The 16,158-nt window shown below is 43.0% G+C and carries 12 protein-coding genes and 2 tRNA genes; 5 read left to right on the plus strand and 9 right to left on the minus strand.

Annotated elements, in window-relative coordinates; genetic code table 11:
- The first annotated feature begins 161 nt into the window (after positions 1-161).
- The 3 genes from ydiJ to XPG1_RS07080 all read left to right on the plus strand — a co-directional run bounded on the left by ydiJ (position 162) and on the right by XPG1_RS07080 (position 4,857).
- Positions 162-3,227 carry a D-2-hydroxyglutarate dehydrogenase YdiJ gene (gene ydiJ / locus XPG1_RS07070; protein WP_045958452.1) on the plus strand — a complete coding sequence of 1,022 codons (3,066 nt, stop codon included), beginning with the start codon at positions 162-164 and terminating at the stop codon, positions 3,225-3,227.
- On the plus strand, positions 3,224-3,637 hold the full coding sequence (locus XPG1_RS07075; protein WP_045958453.1) for a hotdog fold thioesterase: 414 nt from the start codon (positions 3,224-3,226) through the stop codon (positions 3,635-3,637). Before ydiJ ends, XPG1_RS07075 begins: the two co-directional genes overlap by 4 nt.
- 170 nt (positions 3,638-3,807) lie before the next feature.
- On the plus strand, positions 3,808-4,857 hold the full coding sequence (locus XPG1_RS07080; RefSeq protein WP_045958454.1) for a L,D-transpeptidase family protein: 1,050 nt from the start codon (positions 3,808-3,810) through the stop codon (positions 4,855-4,857).
- Positions 4,858-4,932: 75 nt separating this feature from the next.
- Here XPG1_RS07080 and XPG1_RS07085 read toward each other — a convergent pair whose 3' ends face one another.
- From XPG1_RS07085 to XPG1_RS07105, 5 genes are all read right to left on the minus strand, one after another.
- The gene (locus tag XPG1_RS07085) at positions 4,933-5,169 is read right to left on the minus strand and encodes a major outer membrane lipoprotein (RefSeq protein ID WP_045958455.1); all 237 of its coding nucleotides are present in this window, start codon (positions 5,167-5,169) and stop codon (positions 4,933-4,935) included.
- A gap of 398 nt (positions 5,170-5,567) precedes the next feature.
- Positions 5,568-6,977, minus strand: a complete 1,410-nt coding sequence (gene pykF / locus XPG1_RS07090) for a pyruvate kinase PykF (protein WP_045958456.1) — start codon at positions 6,975-6,977, stop codon at positions 5,568-5,570.
- A gap of 493 nt (positions 6,978-7,470) precedes the next feature.
- Positions 7,471-7,547, minus strand: a tRNA-Val gene (locus XPG1_RS07095).
- A gap of 32 nt (positions 7,548-7,579) precedes the next feature.
- A tRNA-Val gene (locus tag XPG1_RS07100) sits at positions 7,580-7,656 on the minus strand.
- 169 nt (positions 7,657-7,825) lie between these two features.
- Positions 7,826-9,199, minus strand: coding sequence for an MATE family efflux transporter (locus XPG1_RS07105; RefSeq protein WP_045958457.1), 1,374 nt, complete (start codon positions 9,197-9,199; stop codon positions 7,826-7,828).
- Between the two features lie 295 nt (positions 9,200-9,494).
- Between XPG1_RS07105 and XPG1_RS07110 the strand changes: the two genes are divergently transcribed.
- Positions 9,495-10,139 (plus strand): riboflavin synthase, encoded by a 645-nt coding sequence (locus XPG1_RS07110; protein WP_045958458.1) that lies wholly within the window; start codon positions 9,495-9,497, stop codon positions 10,137-10,139.
- Between the two features lie 136 nt (positions 10,140-10,275).
- Here XPG1_RS07110 and cfa read toward each other — a convergent pair whose 3' ends face one another.
- Together cfa and punC are read right to left on the minus strand one after the other, a co-directional pair.
- The gene (gene cfa / locus XPG1_RS07115; RefSeq protein WP_045958459.1) at positions 10,276-11,427 is read right to left on the minus strand and encodes a cyclopropane fatty acyl phospholipid synthase; all 1,152 of its coding nucleotides are present in this window, start codon (positions 11,425-11,427) and stop codon (positions 10,276-10,278) included.
- 328 nt (positions 11,428-11,755) lie between these two features.
- A complete protein-coding gene (punC, locus tag XPG1_RS07120; RefSeq protein ID WP_045958460.1) occupies positions 11,756-12,922 on the minus strand; it encodes a purine nucleoside transporter PunC in 1,167 nt (388 codons plus the stop codon).
- A gap of 123 nt (positions 12,923-13,045) precedes the next feature.
- Between punC and punR the strand changes: the two genes are divergently transcribed.
- Complete coding sequence (gene punR / locus XPG1_RS07125) at positions 13,046-13,954, plus strand: DNA-binding transcriptional activator PunR (protein ID WP_045958461.1); 909 nt, start codon at positions 13,046-13,048, stop codon at positions 13,952-13,954.
- 3 nt (positions 13,955-13,957) lie between these two features.
- On the opposite strand, the gene purR is transcribed toward punR, so the two are convergent.
- Both purR and sodB read right to left on the minus strand, forming a co-directional pair.
- Complete coding sequence (purR, locus tag XPG1_RS07130) at positions 13,958-14,983, minus strand: HTH-type transcriptional repressor PurR (RefSeq protein ID WP_045958462.1); 1,026 nt, start codon at positions 14,981-14,983, stop codon at positions 13,958-13,960.
- 571 nt (positions 14,984-15,554) lie between these two features.
- Positions 15,555-16,133 (minus strand): superoxide dismutase [Fe], encoded by a 579-nt coding sequence (sodB, locus tag XPG1_RS07135; RefSeq protein ID WP_045958463.1) that lies wholly within the window; start codon positions 16,131-16,133, stop codon positions 15,555-15,557.
- Positions 16,134-16,158: the final 25 nt, after the last annotated feature.

Below are 16,158 nucleotides of genomic sequence, written 5' to 3' on the forward strand. Positions count from 1 at the left end.
ATATAACGTTACTTCATTGGTTGCTCAAAATCGATGAAGATTGTGATATGGTTGAAAACCTGCCTGCTCAGAAACCTGAAAATTATCTGAGTAGTGCTATCTAAGATAGTATTATAGATAAAGCAATGTGGATACTTATTAGAATAAGGGGCAATTAGCCAATGATCCCACGTATATTAAAAGCCCCCCATGTCAGTGAACTGACTCAGGACTATTTGACTGCACTCAAAGAAGCGGGTTTTACCGGAGATACGACCAGTAGTTATGCCGATAGGTTAACGATGGCAACAGATAACAGTATCTATCAATTGCTACCACAAGCCGTTGTATTTCCTCGCTCCAGTGCCGATGTTGTGTTGTTAGCAAGGGTAGCAGGAGAGGAACGTTTTAAAACCCTGACATTGGCTCCGCGGGGTGGGGGAACAGGGACAAATGGACAATCACTTAATAAGGGGGTTGTCGTGGATATGTCCCGTTATATGAAGCGTATTCTGGAAATTAACCCTGAACAAGGGTGGGTTAGAGTAGAAGCCGGTGTTATCAAAGACCAACTTAATCAATATCTAAAACCCTTTGGCTATTTTTTCTCGCCAGAACTGTCAACCAGTAATCGTGCCACATTAGGCGGTATGATCAATACGGATGCTTCCGGTCAGGGATCACTGGTTTATGGTAAGACCTCAGATCATGTATTGGGTGTCCGAGCTGTTTTATTAGGGGGGGAAATGTTAGATACCCGTCCTATGAGCACAGCATTGGCGGAATCGATTGCGCAGGAAGCGAGTACGACCGGTCGTGTTTATAAAACGGTCTTGGAACGTTGCCGTGAACAACGGAAATTGATCATTGAGAAGTTCCCTAAACTGAATCGGTTTCTGACAGGATACGATTTGCGCCATGTATTCAGCGATGATATGCAGTTTTTTGATCTCACCCGTATTTTGACGGGGTCGGAAGGGACGCTGGCCTTTATTACGGAAGCGACGCTGGATATTACACCATTACCTAAAGCCAGGCGTTTGGTAAATATCAAATATGACTCTTTTGATTCTGCGCTGCGCAATGCCCCGTTGCTAGTGGAGGCTAAGGCGCTTTCCGTTGAAACGGTAGACTCTAAGGTACTTAATCTGGCACGTGAGGATATCATTTGGCATTCAGTGAAAGAATTAATTACTGATGTTCCTGATAAGGATATGCAAGGCCTGAATATTGTCGAGTTCAGCGGTAATGATGAGCAAAAAATTGATCAGCAGTTGCAAACGCTGTGTTTACGCCTGGACAAATTGATGGAACAGAATCAGGCAGGCATTATTGGCTATCAGACGTGCCACGATTTGATAGATATTGAGCGCATTTATGCCATGCGGAAAAAATCCGTTGGATTATTAGGCAATAGCAAAGGTTCTGCTAAACCGATCCCCTTTGTTGAAGATACTTGTGTGCCTCCGCAGCATCTTGCTGATTATATTACTGAATTTCGCCAGTTGTTGGATAGCCACAAACTGGATTACGGCATGTTTGGGCATGTTGATGCGGGTGTTTTGCATGTACGCCCGGCGCTGGATATGTGTGATCCTCAACAAGAAATATTGATGAAACAGATTTCCGATGACATTGTTCATTTGACCGCCAAATATGGGGGTTTGTTATGGGGGGAACACGGAAAGGGGTTTCGGGCAGAGTATAGCCCGGCTTTTTTCGGCGAAGTCTTATATGATGAATTGCGTCGGATAAAAGCGGCATTTGATCCACTTAATCGGCTTAATCCAGGGAAAATTTGTCCACCTATGGGATTAGATGCACCGATGATGACCGTGGATGCCGCCAAGCGTGGAACTTATGATCGCACGATACCGGTTAATGTCAGAACCGCATTCCGTGGGGCAATGGAATGTAATGGTAATGGGCTATGTTTTAATTTTGATGTCAGAAGCCCGATGTGCCCATCCATGAAAATCAGTCAGCATCGCATACACTCCCCCAAAGGCAGGGCGACTTTAGTGAGAGAATGGCTGCGGCTTTTGACCGAGCAGGGTGTTGAACCCCGGTTATTGGAACAGGGACTGGATCAGGCGCGCCCAAGTTTGCGGGGGTTGATTGAAAAAACACGCAATAGTTGGCAGGCCTGGCGAGGTGAATATGATTTTTCACATGAAGTTAAAGAGGCGATGTCGGGCTGTTTAGCCTGTAAAGCGTGTTCCACACAATGCCCAATCAAGATCGATGTACCTTCATTCCGTTCTCGTTTTTTAGCGCTGTATCACAGCCGTTACCTGCGACCATTGCGCGATCATATTGTCGCCAATGTTGAGCACAGTACGCCGTTGATGGCAAAAGCCCCCCGGCTCTTTAATTTTTTCCTGAAACAGCCTTGGGTACAAACAATTAGCCAGCATACCCTCGGTATGGCTGATTTACCTTTACTCTCCTATCCGACATTACAACGACAGCTTGCTGGTCATTATGCAGCCAGGACCACACTGGAACAGTTGGAAGGTTTGTCCCCCCTTCAGCGTGACCAACATATGCTTATCGTTCAAGATCCTTTTACAAGTTATTACGATGCAAAAGTCGTCACGGACTTTGTGCAATTGGCTGAAAAATTGGGATATAAACCGGTGTTACTGCCATTTTCACCCAATGGAAAAGCGCAGCATGTTAAGGGATTTTTGCATCGGTTTGCTAAAACGGCAGGGAAAACAGCCGATTTTCTGAATCGGATTGCACGTCTGAATATCCCTATGGTTGGAGTCGATCCTGCGCTGGTTTTGTGTTACCGGGATGAATACAACGATATTCTTGGTAAACAGAGGGGAAATTTTACAGTTCAATTAGTCCATGAATGGTTAACGACTATTTTGCGGGAACAAGAAAATGTCAGTGACATTTCCATGCCAGGGCATCACTGGTATTTATTGGGGCACTGTACAGAAGTGACGGCATTACCGAATAGCGGTAAACAGTGGGCTGAGATCTTTCGACATTTTGGTCATCAATTAACGCATGTCAGTGTTGGATGTTGTGGTATGGCAGGCACCTACGGTCATGAAAAGAAAAATCTGGCGAAATCTGTTGGTATCTACAAACTTTCATGGGCACCGACACTGAATAATTTGTCTTTGGAACAATGCCTGAGCACCGGGTATTCATGCCGTAGTCAAGTGAAACGTATGGAAGGAAAACAACTTAAACATCCATTACAAGCCTTATTGGAGATAATGCTATGATTTGGAAGCGTAATATCGATTTGGATGCCCTTAATCAATTCAACGAGGGGTCTATCGTAAGACATGTAGGGATTGAATTTACCCAAATTGGTGATGATTTTATCGAAGGTATCATGCCTGTCGATCAACGAACTAAACAACCATTTGGGATCTTACATGGGGGAGCATCCGTCGTTTTGGCTGAAACACTCGGTTCATTTGCCGGTTATCTGTGTTCTGAAGGTGAACAGAAAGTGGTCGGTGTGGAAATTAATGCTAATCACCTTAAATCTGTCCGCGAAGGCGTTGTCAAAGGGGTCTGTAAACCTGTCCATCTTGGCCGCTCACATCAGGTTTGGCAGATTGATATCTATAATGATCAAAAACAACTGTGCTGTACATCCCGCCTGACAACGGCTGTTTTATCTTAATATTGTCACTGTTTTGTGTGTTGTTGTCTCTGCCAGTGTGTGTCTGGCAGGGACAGTTGGAGAATATTTCTGGTATAAAAAAGTAGCCCCCATGAATGCGATAGCATAGTTTGGCTAAGTAGGCTATTAATTAACCATCAACACTCAAGTATTCTTTTCAGGAAGCGCATATGAAGCGATTTTCAACTTTTACCGGCATGTTCTTGAGCAGTATGTTATTGCTCAGTGGGATGACTTATCCAGCCCATGCTATTGAATATCCATTGCCCCCTGCTAACAGTCGTCTGATTGGTGAAAATGCCACATATATTGTGCCCGATGGTGGGCTTTCGTTGGAAGCGATTGCAGCGAAATACAAAATCGGTTTACTGGCGATGTTGGAAGCTAATCCTGGCGTTGATCCCTATTTACCTACCCCGGGAACCCGGCTGATTATTCCGTCACAGATGCTGCTTCCAGATACTCCTCGCCAGGGAATTATCGTCAATCTGGCGGAACTTCGACTCTACTATTTTCCTCAAGGAAAAGATGTTGTCGTTGTGTATCCGATTGGAATAGGTCAACTTGGGCGAGAAACACCCACCATGACAACCTCGGTCAGTCAATTGATTAAACATCCGACGTGGACACCAACCGTGAATATTCGTCGGGATTATGCAAGCAGAGGTATTATTTTACCCGCCGTAGTCCCCGCAGGCCCGGATAATCCTATGGGGGATTTTGCGTTACGTTTGGCTGCCGGACATGGTGAATACCTGATCCATGGTACCAATGCCAATTTTGGCATTGGTATGCGTGTGAGTTCAGGGTGTATTCGTTTGCGACCCGATGATATTGAGAGTCTGTTTCGAACTGTTCCGCGAGGGACACGGGTTCAAATCATTAATGAACCGGTGAAATATGCAATCGAGCCCGATGGTCAGCGTTATGTGGAAGTGCATCAGCCTCTGTCAAATAAAGAAAACGATGATCCGCAAATGATACCGATCCCACGTTCTGAAGGCTTGATGAAATTTATTGAAGATCGTGGAACCGATGAAGCACTTGTCGATCAGGCCATTATGCGTCGCTCAGGTATGCCATTACAAGTGAATACTGGCTTGGTTATCACTCATCAACAAGAAAATAAAATGACAGAAAAAGAGGTTGCGCCCACCATTCAACCGGCTAAATTGCCGCCACTCCACCAGCCAACGCCGGTTTATCAATCTGAACCTTAAGAGGGTGGCTCAAATCAGAAAGTAGGGCAACAAAAAGAATAGCGTACTACTGTACGCTATTCTTTATTTACCTGATTATTTCTTGTATGAACGAACTTGGTTATTAAGACGCTGATTTGCCCGCGCCGCATCATCTTTAGCTGACTGTACATCAGAACGAACCGAATTAAGGTCACTGCTCAACTGGTCAACTTTAGAACCGAGAGTTTGTACCTGAGAGGCGAGTTGTTCAACTTTAGTTGCGCTTGAACAGCCTGCTAACAGAGTAGAAGCTAGAATTACTGCACCAAATACAACTTTAGTACGATTCATCACATTATCCTCTAGATTAAGTTAATCTCCAAATAGCCATCTAAGTATTACACAATCTATTTTAGAAAGAGAATAATTTTTTGCTATAGGAAAAATTCTATCATTATTTATCTTAAAAAAAAGAAAATAAATTTCGTATATTAACAATAAAATGATTTTTGATAGATGATTTAACTAGTCCAACCCTAAAGGTGACAGGGTGTATATTCTATTTACTTTTTTAGCATAATAAGCAAAAAAAGCGTGTGAACGATCATGCGCCTTATTCATTCCCGCCATGAATGATGTATTGTTGGATGGTAAGAAGCCCGCATGAATAGCACAAAATGCGTGCTTCTTTTTATGATTGCCAGCACGGCTCAAAATGATGACCGCGCTGGTGGCTGACTTATTTCGTTTTAGAGGACATGAACTGAAGAGGTATTTGTTGTACCACTGGGTACTAATGCACCCGATACCATCACAACAATATCCCCTTTGTGTGCCATACCACTTGCCAGTGCCGCTGCTTTACCGATACGGTAAAAATCATCGGTAGACGCGATTTCTTTAACAAGCTGAGTGGAAACACCTTTAACTAACAGTAATTGACGAGCGGTGATTTCATTCGTCGTTAAAGCAAGAATTGGCGCATTAGGGAAATATTTACGGATAGATCTTGCTGATTTACCGCCGTAAGTTGCGACGACGATCAGGGGGGAGGCCAGTTTTTCTGCAATTTCAACCGCACCACGACTGACCGCTTCAGTCACACGTAGTTTTTGTGTTTTGGTGTTTTCAATGCGGCTGCTCATAACGCGATCGGTACGTTCACAGATAGTCGCCATGATAGAGACAGCTTCGACCGGATATTTCCCTTTCGCACTTTCACCGGAAAGCATCACCGCATCGGTACCGTCTAAGATTGCGTTGGCAACGTCACCGGCTTCAGCACGGGTAGGGCGTGGGTTTTTGATCATTGAATCCAGCATTTGGGTCGCTGTGATCACAACCTTACGAGCGGTATTACATTTTTCAATCATCATTTTTTGCGCGAAGATAACTTCTTCTACCGGGATTTCAACCCCTAAATCACCGCGGGCAACCATGATACCGTCAGATGCTTCGAGAATTTCGTCGAAGTTATTCAGACCTTCCTGGTTTTCGATTTTGGAAATGATTTGGATATGTCCGCCGCCATGAGCGTTCAGGTGTTCACGAATCTCCAGGACATCAGCGCGTTTACGGATGAAAGAAGCCGCGACGAAGTCAACACCTTGCTCACAACCGAAGATCAAATCTTGTTTATCTTTCTCGGCCAATGCGGGTAAGTTGATGGAAACATTTGGCAGGTTAACCCCTTTGTTTTCGCCTAAATCACCATTGTTCAACACTTCACAGATGACTTCAGTCGCGGTCACGTCTTTCACCGTCATGGCGATCAGACCATCATCAACTAATACCGTATTTCCTGATTTCAGATCGTCTGGTAATCCGGCATAAGTCACAGCGACACGATCTCGGTTGCCAATAACGGATTTATCGGTTGTAAAGGTGAAAGTCTGGCCAGCTGTCAGGGAGACATCATTGCCATCTTCCAGTTTCATGGTGCGGATTTCAGGGCCTTTAGTATCTAGTAAAATGGCGGCTTTTTTGCCGGTTTTAGCGACCACTGCGCGAATGTTTTTAATGCGTTGACCGTGCTCTTCGTAGTCACCGTGAGAAAAGTTCAGGCGCATCACATTCATGCCCGCATTAAGCAATTCGGTTAATTTTTCTTCGGATTCTGTTTTTGGCCCGATAGTACAAACAATTTTGGTTTTTTTCATGACAATCTATCTACTGGTTTTTGTGGGTTAAAAGAGGGAACCGCCAACCATTGATTTTATCTATGCTGGGATCACCGGTGTTGTCGTTGCGCAACATAATAAGCAATAGAAAATGGAGAGCAGAAAGCGTCAAATGGTTTTTCTGTGTGAAGTCAGGTTTGTGCAGACCTGTGGATTGAGTTCGACTAATCATCTGTAATTTTTTCTGGATTCGGTAAATTAGTTTGCTGAAACCATTCAACTTATGACATAAGCGTATTATAGAGACTAATTTCTGTGAAATGAATCAAAAAAATAGTTCTTGAAAAGATTTACATACGGAAAAGAAAAATAACCTTACTTCATGTTAAAGAAATTCGTTAGTTGTTGCGCAAGTAGAATAAAAGTTTTTTTTAGTGTGCTGATTCAGCCGTGTTATAGGTGAAACTATATCGGAATCTTACCAGGATGAGAAATTTAAGAATAGAAGAGTAGTGCAAGAATCAAAGAATAATGGTGCGTCCGAGTGGACTCGAACCACCGACCCCCACCATGTCAAGGTGGTGCTCTAACCAACTGAGCTACGGACGCACATAGAATAGATTTATTATCAACCGGATATTTGGTGCGTCCGAGTGGACTCGAACCACCGACCCCCACCATGTCAAGGTGGTGCTCTAACCAACTGAGCTACGGACGCAATTTAAATTTCCGTGTTTGACAACGGGGCTGAATATTAACGGGCGATGTGCTTTCTGGCAAGGAGAAAATGCAAATTCTCGTTTAATTGCTCGCAATTGCATCGTTTAGTGTGAATTTGCTGCTTTTCCCCTTGGTGCTGATAACTTAATATACTGAAAGACAGTAAATTAATGAGTAGAACGTTTCAGAACATAATGAGCAGGTTGTTTTTGTGTCCATAGGATACGGTAACCCATCATCAATGCCGATGCCGTTAAGCCAATAATGAAGCCAATCCAGAAACCCTGTGGCCCCATCGGTTCAGTAACATAATCAGTTAACGCGAGAATGTAGCCACTGGGCAACCCTAATAGCCAATAAGCAATAAACGTGATATAGAAAATAGAACGGGTATCTTTGTATCCCCGCAATACGCCAGATCCAATGACCTGAACAGCATCAGAAAGCTGGTAAATAGCAGCAAATAGCATCAAATGGGAGGCAAGAATAACGACTTCCGGATTATCGTTGTACATAAATGCAATATGTTCACGTAGCAGTACGGTGAACATCGCCGTTATGCCTGCCAGTATTAATCCAATAATAATGCTTGTGTAAGCAGCTATTTTAGCACCTTCAATTGATTGTTGGCCCAGGTTATAGCCGACCCGAATGGTTGCTGCTATTCCCAGTGACAACGGGAACATAAACATCATGGAGCTGAAGTTGAGTGCGATTTGATGTCCGGCAACGGCAACGACACCGAGTGGAGAAACCAACAATGAGACAATCGCAAATAGCGTAACCTCAAAGAACATCGCTAAAGCAATAGGTAAACCAAGTTGCACAATCCGTTTTTGCATATGCCATTTGGGTGCGGCAAAAGCGTGGAATGTCTGGATATCCTTTTGGGAAGGGGCGAATTTTACGAATGCAAGCAGCAACAGGAACATCACCCAATAAACCGTTGCGGTTGCAACCCCGCACCCCACACCGCCTAATGCAGGCGCACCAAATTTACCGTAAATAAAAATATAGTTAACGGGAATATTCACCAGTAATCCAGCAACACCAATGATCATTGCTGGTTTTGTTTTCGATAGTCCCTCGCATTGGCCGCGTAAGACGAGATAGAACAAATAGCCTGGTGCTCCCCACATAATGGCGTGGATAAAATCGGTGGCTTTTTGTGCCAGGGCCGGCTCAATATTATGCTGTGATTCGATAATAAATCGACTGTTATACAATACGGCAATAGTCAGGACAGAAAGGAAAGCGGCAAGCCAGAATCCTTGTTGGATTTGACTGGCAACATTCTTTCTCTGACCTGATCCATTCATATGTGCCACAATCGGTGTCAAGGCAAGCAATAACCCATGACCAAACAAAATGGTTGGCAGCCAGATTGATGTACCGACGGCAACGGCTGACATCTCAACAGCCCCGGCTTTACCAGCCATGACTGTATCGACGAAACCCATCGCAGTTTGTGAAAATTGTGCAATGACAACGGGGATCCCCAGAGCGAGCAAACTACGCGCTTCATTTAAATATTTCTGCACGTACTACACCTTTTTGATTGAAAATGAATGAGAAAAAGAAATATTTGTGCGAGCAAACGATGTTAATGAAAAATATGTCGCTTATAAGCGTTCACATTGTATAGAACTCATTTTATTAATCCAATCATTGTACGATGATTATACTCAACAAATAGGACAATATGATTGAAGCAATCCTCAACTGAAACTAAACTCAACCGGAGAATTTTCAATTAGCATCGTGTGTTAAACAGCATTGTGTTTAAACATAGTGAGTGGGTCTAATCCGTTAGATGACATAATTTAAGAGGTTACCATGTTTACAGGTATCGTTCAGGGAAAAGCGCCGATAGTTGCCATTGATGAAAAAACGCACTTTCGGACTCATGTTGTTAAATTTCCGGCCGAATTATTATCCGGCATAGAGACAGGTGCTTCTGTTTCCCACAATGGTTGTTGTCTGACTGTGACTAAAATTGATGGTGACCTCATCAGCTTTGATTTAATGAAAGAAACGTTGCGTCTAACCAACCTTGGTGAACTTAAAACCGGTGATTTAGTCAATCTGGAAAGAGCGGCTAAATTTGGTGATGAAATTGGCGGACATTTGATGTCCGGTCATATCATGACTACCGCAGAAATTGCCAAAATATTTACTTCGGAGAATAACCATGAAATATGGTTCCGAATTCACGATAAGTCATTGATGAAATATATCTTGCACAAAGGATTTATTGGTATTGATGGGATCAGTCTGACCATTGGTGATGTTGTCAATAATCGTTTCAGTGTTCATTTGATTCCGGAAACATTGGCGCGCACAACCCTGGGCAAAAAACGATTGGGAGAAAAAGTTAATATTGAAATTGATCCACAAACTCAATCGGTTGTAGATACCGTTGAACGGGTTATGATCCAGAAAGAGCAGGAAAAATTAATGTTACAAGCTCAAAAGCAATAAGAAGAGTCAAAACGTGTTTCCAGATTACACTGTCACGTTGACAAAAACCTAATTTTTATAGAATGGGGAAAATACAGAAATAATATTTCTGTCATTTTCCCGCTAAACGGAAGCGTTATTTCGAAAAGAACGTCCCTCATCTAGGAACTCTTAATCCTTTCTCAATGCCTCGTGGACTGAACACTATCTGCCATAGCTGAATGTCTCTTGCGCGGAATGCGCCTGCGCAGGCATTAAGGTAATAGCTGAACATTCGCTTGAAGCGCGGGCTGTAGTTATCTTTTATTTCAGGCCAGGTGGCAATAAATCGCTCATACCATACCATGAGAGTTCGGTCATAATCTGCGCCAAAATTGTGCCAGTCTTCCATGATAAACTTTCCATTGGTTGCTTTGGCAATTTTAGGGATGGATGGTAAGCAGCCATTCGGGAAAATATATTTACTGATCCAGGCATCAGCGCCGAGTTTATCAATATTGGAACCGATGGTATGGAGCAGGAATAGCCCATCAGGAGTCAGATTTTTTTTCACAATATTGAAGTAATGGTCATAATTTTTCGGACCGACGTGCTCAAACATACCAACAGAGACGATACGATCAAACTGAAGGTTAAGGTCTCGGTAATCTTCAAGGATAATTTTGACATCGAGATCTTTGCAATGTTCCTGTGCATATTTTTGCTGCTCGGCTGAAATCGTTACCCCTGTAACCGAGACACCGTAATTTTTTGCTGCATAAGCGGCTAATCCTCCCCACCCACAACCGATATCCAATAAAGTCATACCAGGGGATAATTGGAGTTTTTCGCAAATCAGACGGAGCTTATGGGATTGTGCTTCTTCTAGTGTATTGGCCTCTTTCCAATAACCGCAAGAATACTGCATATGAGGATCAAGCATCCGGGTAAAAAGGTCATTGCCTAAATTATAATGTTCCTTACCGACAATCCAGGCCCGTTTGGGTGACTGTAAATTAAACATACGAGAAATAATTATTCTGAAAATATCTCTGGCATTTTGCGGTATACGATGTTCCAGATCTGCCCGTAATATTTTATAAAAGAAAATATCAAGGCGATCACATTCCCACCAGCCATCCATATAACTCTCACCCAAGCCCAGAGAACCCTCTTTCAATACACGCTTATAAAAATTGGGATTTTTAATGCTTATATCAAAAGGACGACTGCCGTTGATCTCGATATCAGCTTCCTGAAGTAATTCATAAGCGATTCGGTGCCAAGAATCGGTGATTGACTTTTTGTCTTCAATGAAAGATGAACTCATATACTCTCCAAACTCTCCAACATTTTTGTGATGGAATTCTTCAGTGTCATTTGTTGATGATTTTTATTATATTAAACCTATCCAAATTTATTTGGAAATAAAAATCATATATATCTTATTAATCCTGAAATTAGATAGAGATTCAGCGTTATGAATAACCTAAAATGCCAAGTTATTAGAATAATTGAGTCTTCATGAGTATACGAGTATATGAGTAAAATAATATTTAAACAATCAACTAAAGGTTACAGGAATAATGTAACCTTTAGATATTAATGCTTTTAGTAATTATTTATTTGGAAATTATTGAGCTTCTACCCAATGGTTTTTATCTGTTTTTTTGTAACCAATAACCCACCGCCATTGGAACAGAAGTCAATGCCATGACGGTTGCTGTTGATAAAAGAGGGTATTCCATAAATAGAGAAACAACGATACTTGCGACAAAACATAATCCCAATTGTAGCGCATTTTGTAATGCAGCTGCTTTACCACTACTCTTTGGGTACACAGACAGCGCATTTGCCACGGCAATGGGATAAGATGCGCCATTCATGGCAGCCATTACACAAAAAGGAATAAGAATAGCGATAAATGAAGGTGCGCTGGATAGAGAAATCAGGTAAATACTCGTCATGCTTACCGCATAGCCTATCAGCAAAAGTGGGAATACGGTTTCACTTTTCACTTTTTCCAATAAGAGACGGCAACCATATCCACCAATCATAAATGCCAGCGTCTGGGGGATATAACTTAGACCAATATCGGTGGCGTTATAACCCATACTATTCAGAATGGTTGGTGAACCCGTTAGCCAGGCAAAAAAACCGGCGCTGCAAGATGCATAGATCAAGACATTTCCGCTGAAAACCGGGGAAGCGAGTAACGTAAAGAAAGAAACTGTTTTGGTCTCAGTTCTGGATTCAATATTCGTATGCTTACTCGTCAGGAAAAATGTCGGTATCAGCAGTAACAGTGTCACGATCATTAAAACAAAGAAAATGATCCTCCAGCCGCTGTGGGTCAATAACCAGGCTCCCAATAAAGGGGCAAGGGCCGGAGAAAGAGCAACCAGAGGCATGATCATGGCAAAAACACGTTTGGTCTGTTCTGCATCATATCTATCGACGACCAGTGCCTGCCAGGTAACCGCCGCAGAACAAACCCCAACCGCTTGCATAAATCTCAAGATAAGCAACTGAATAGGATCAGTAATCCACAGCATAGCTAAACAACTAATGGAAAACAGAGAGAGTCCGATAATAAGAACAGGCTTTCGACCTAAGCGGTCAGACAATTGCCCCCATAAAAGCTGGGCAAAAGCAAACCCGGCCAGAAAAATGCTGAGACTTGCACTAATGGCATTTGTTGATGTCCCCAATTCTTCTTTCATTGCATCAAAAGCGGGCAGATACATATCGATGGCCAGGTAACCGAGCATACTCAGACCTGCGAGATAAAACATGAATGGAATAGCGTTTTTATGTGTATTCATTGTATTAACAACTTGATGTGGTCGTTGATAAAAAAATATTCAGCTTATTTTATATGGCATGATTTTTACTTGTGAAACGGTAATATTTGCATCATGTCGTGAAAAAATTTGAAAGGAAAATATATGTGGTCTGAATACTCTCTGGAAGTTATTAATGCTGTTGCCAGAACAGGAAGTTTCAGTGCGGCTGCATCAGAACTTCACCGCGTGCCTTCTGCTGTGAGTTATACGGTAAAGCAGCTTGAAGAATGGTTGGCAGTATCACTGTTTGAACGTCGTCACCGGGATGTTGAACTCACGGAAGCAGGGGCTATTTTTATCAAAGAAGCTCGTTCTGTTATCAAAAAAATGAATCACACCCGACATCAGTGCCAACAAGTTGCCAATGGCTGGCGGGGGCAATTCAGTATTGCGGTTGATCAGGTTGTCAAACCAGAGCGGACGCTTCGGCTAATTTTGGATTTCTACCGCCATTTCCCAGATATTGAATTATTCATCTATCCTGAAGTGTTTAATGGGGTATGGGATGCGTTGGTTGATGAACGCGTGGATGTTGCTATAGGGGCAACTCGAGCCTCTCCTGTCGGGGAACGCTATAGCTTCAGGGATATGGGATTCATGCCATGGCTGTGCGTTGTCAGCCCCGGCCATGAATTGGCGGCAATATCCGGAAAATTGAATGATGATCAAATGCGGCCTTATCCCAGTTTATGCCTTGAGGATACTTCGCGCAGCTTGCCTAAACGTAATACATGGGCTTTAGATAATCAACGGAGGTTGATTGTTCCGGATTGGGATGCAGGGCTGAGTTGCCTCATGGATGGACTGTGTGTAGGAATGGTTCCCAAGCATCGGGCGTTACCGCTGATCCGTAAGGGCAAGCTGACGACACTCGAACTTGAACAACCATTGCCTGATAGTCCATGCTGCTTGACATGGTTGCAAAAAAGCCATTCTCCGGCATTAAGCTGGTTACTCGATTACCTGGGGGATAGCAATACGCTGAATGCTGAATGGCTGCAAGAAAGTTAACTGTCAGCGGCGATAATCGATAAAAGGTCCATCCGCCACCGAGCGTCGTTCAACGAGGCGTGGATGGACTTCGATAGTTTGTGCATCCTCACGTTTATTGACGATTCTGTCCAATAACATCGAAAATGCCATTTGCCCTAAACGTTCTTTGGGTTGATGAATGGTTGTTAATGCTGGCGTGAAATAGCGGGCATTACGAATATTGTCGTAACCGATAATTGAAATGTCTTGCGGAACGCGCAATCCTAACTCATCGGCAGCACAAATTGCGCCCATTGCCATCACGTCGCCGCCACAGAAAACGGCGGTTGGGCGATGTTTCTGATTAAGGATCTTATACATGGCCTGATAACCGGATTCAGGTTCAAAATCACCTTGAACAATCCACTCATCTCGAATAGCAATGTTGGCCTCTTTCAATGCCTTGAGAAAACCGTGGTGGCGTCCCCCTCCGGTATTCCTGGCTAACGGTCCGGAAATGGAGGCAATTTCACGGTGGCCACGTTCAATAAGATAACGGCCAGCCAGGTAACCACCGTGAAAGGCGTTATCAATAATTGCATCGGTGAAATCCCCTTTGGACTCTCCCCAATCCATAACCACCATCGGAATATTACGATAGTCTTCTAGCATACCTAAAAGTTGTTCAGGGTATTCTGAACACATGACCAGCAAACCATCGACGCGCTTTTGTGCCAGCATTGCGAGATAGGCTTTTTGTTTATCAAGGTTGTTATGAGAATTACATAAAATCAGTGTATAGCCTTTGCTATAGCAGCTATTTTCAACCGATTCTATGATCTCAGCAAAATAAGGTGCCTCACTGGATGTGGCCAGTAACCCGATCGATTTGGTGTGGTTGACTTTTAAACTACGGGCAACAGCACTGGGCGAATAATTCAGTTCCTTAATAGCCGCCCAAACAGCAGCTTTGGTATCTTCGGCGACGAAACGGGTTTTATTGATAACATGGGATACGGTTGTGGTTGAAACACCAGCGTGTTTGGCCACATCTTTGATCGTTGCCATGATAAAAAGAACTCCTGACCTTATGGTCTAAATTTGTACACCCTTTATCTTTCAAATTTCCGTTTGGTTGACTGCATTAGCTAGCATTCCCCTGTAACTTGAAATTTATCAGGTATAGATATTTGTTAATCAATTGCCAACATATTTATATATAGGGTGATGGTTGGCAATAAGTTAGCGATGAACCGTGAATTTTGTCTGATCTAGCTCAAAAGTGGAAGTAATAATCGATGCTATAAAGAGTATGAATGAAATATTGCAGTCTGCTTTTTAGGTAAAACGGTGAATGACCACTTAAAATTTAGGGTGTTAGGGGGTCTTAATTTTATACAGAGGATATTCTATGAGTACAGATCTGAAGTTGGGATTGTTGGCGGCCGGTAGCGCATTAATCATGATTGTGTTTCTGGGAAGCCTCTGCCTGATTTGATCAAAGATCTAAAAGACGAATTTGTCACGCTCATTATTTTAATGATCTGTGACTTTAAGGGCGGTCTTTCAGTATGCGTTACTCAGTAAATGAAAGAAAACCGCCCTTGTTATTTCAAACTGGCGTGAACACTAAGCTTAATTAAGCTAAGTTTTCTTCAACAAATTTCCAGTTAACCAATGCCCAGAAGTGCTCCAGATATTGAGGCCGTGCATTCCGGTAATCGATGTAATATGCGTGCTCCCAGACATCAACGGTCAGCACAGGTTTATCATTACTCGTCAATGGGGTTGCGGCATTAGATGTGTTAACGATAGCCAAAGTGCCATCCGTTTTTTTGACTAACCAAGTCCAACCAGAACCAAAGTTTTTCAGAGCGGCATCAGTGAACTGCTGTTTAAACTCGGCAAAAGAACCAAAAGCATGATTGATAGCATCTGCCACTTTCCCACTTGGTTCGCCGCCACCATTTGGTGATAGACTATGCCAGTAGAAAGTGTGGTTCCAAATTTGCGCAGCATTATTGAAGATACCACCTTCGGATGTCTTGATGATCTCTTCCAGGGATTTCCCGGCAAATTCAGTCTCTTTAATCAGGTTATTCAGGTTGACAACATAAGCGTTGTGATGTTTGCCGTGGTGATATTCCAGAGTCTCTACAGAAATGTGTGGTTCCAGGGCATCTTTGGCATAAGGTAATGCGGGTAATTCAAAAGACATTGCATGCTCCTTTTTAATCTTGGGT

Source organism: Xenorhabdus poinarii G6 (assembly GCF_000968175.1).
GTDB classification, from domain to species: Bacteria; Pseudomonadota; Gammaproteobacteria; order Enterobacterales; family Enterobacteriaceae; genus Xenorhabdus; species Xenorhabdus poinarii.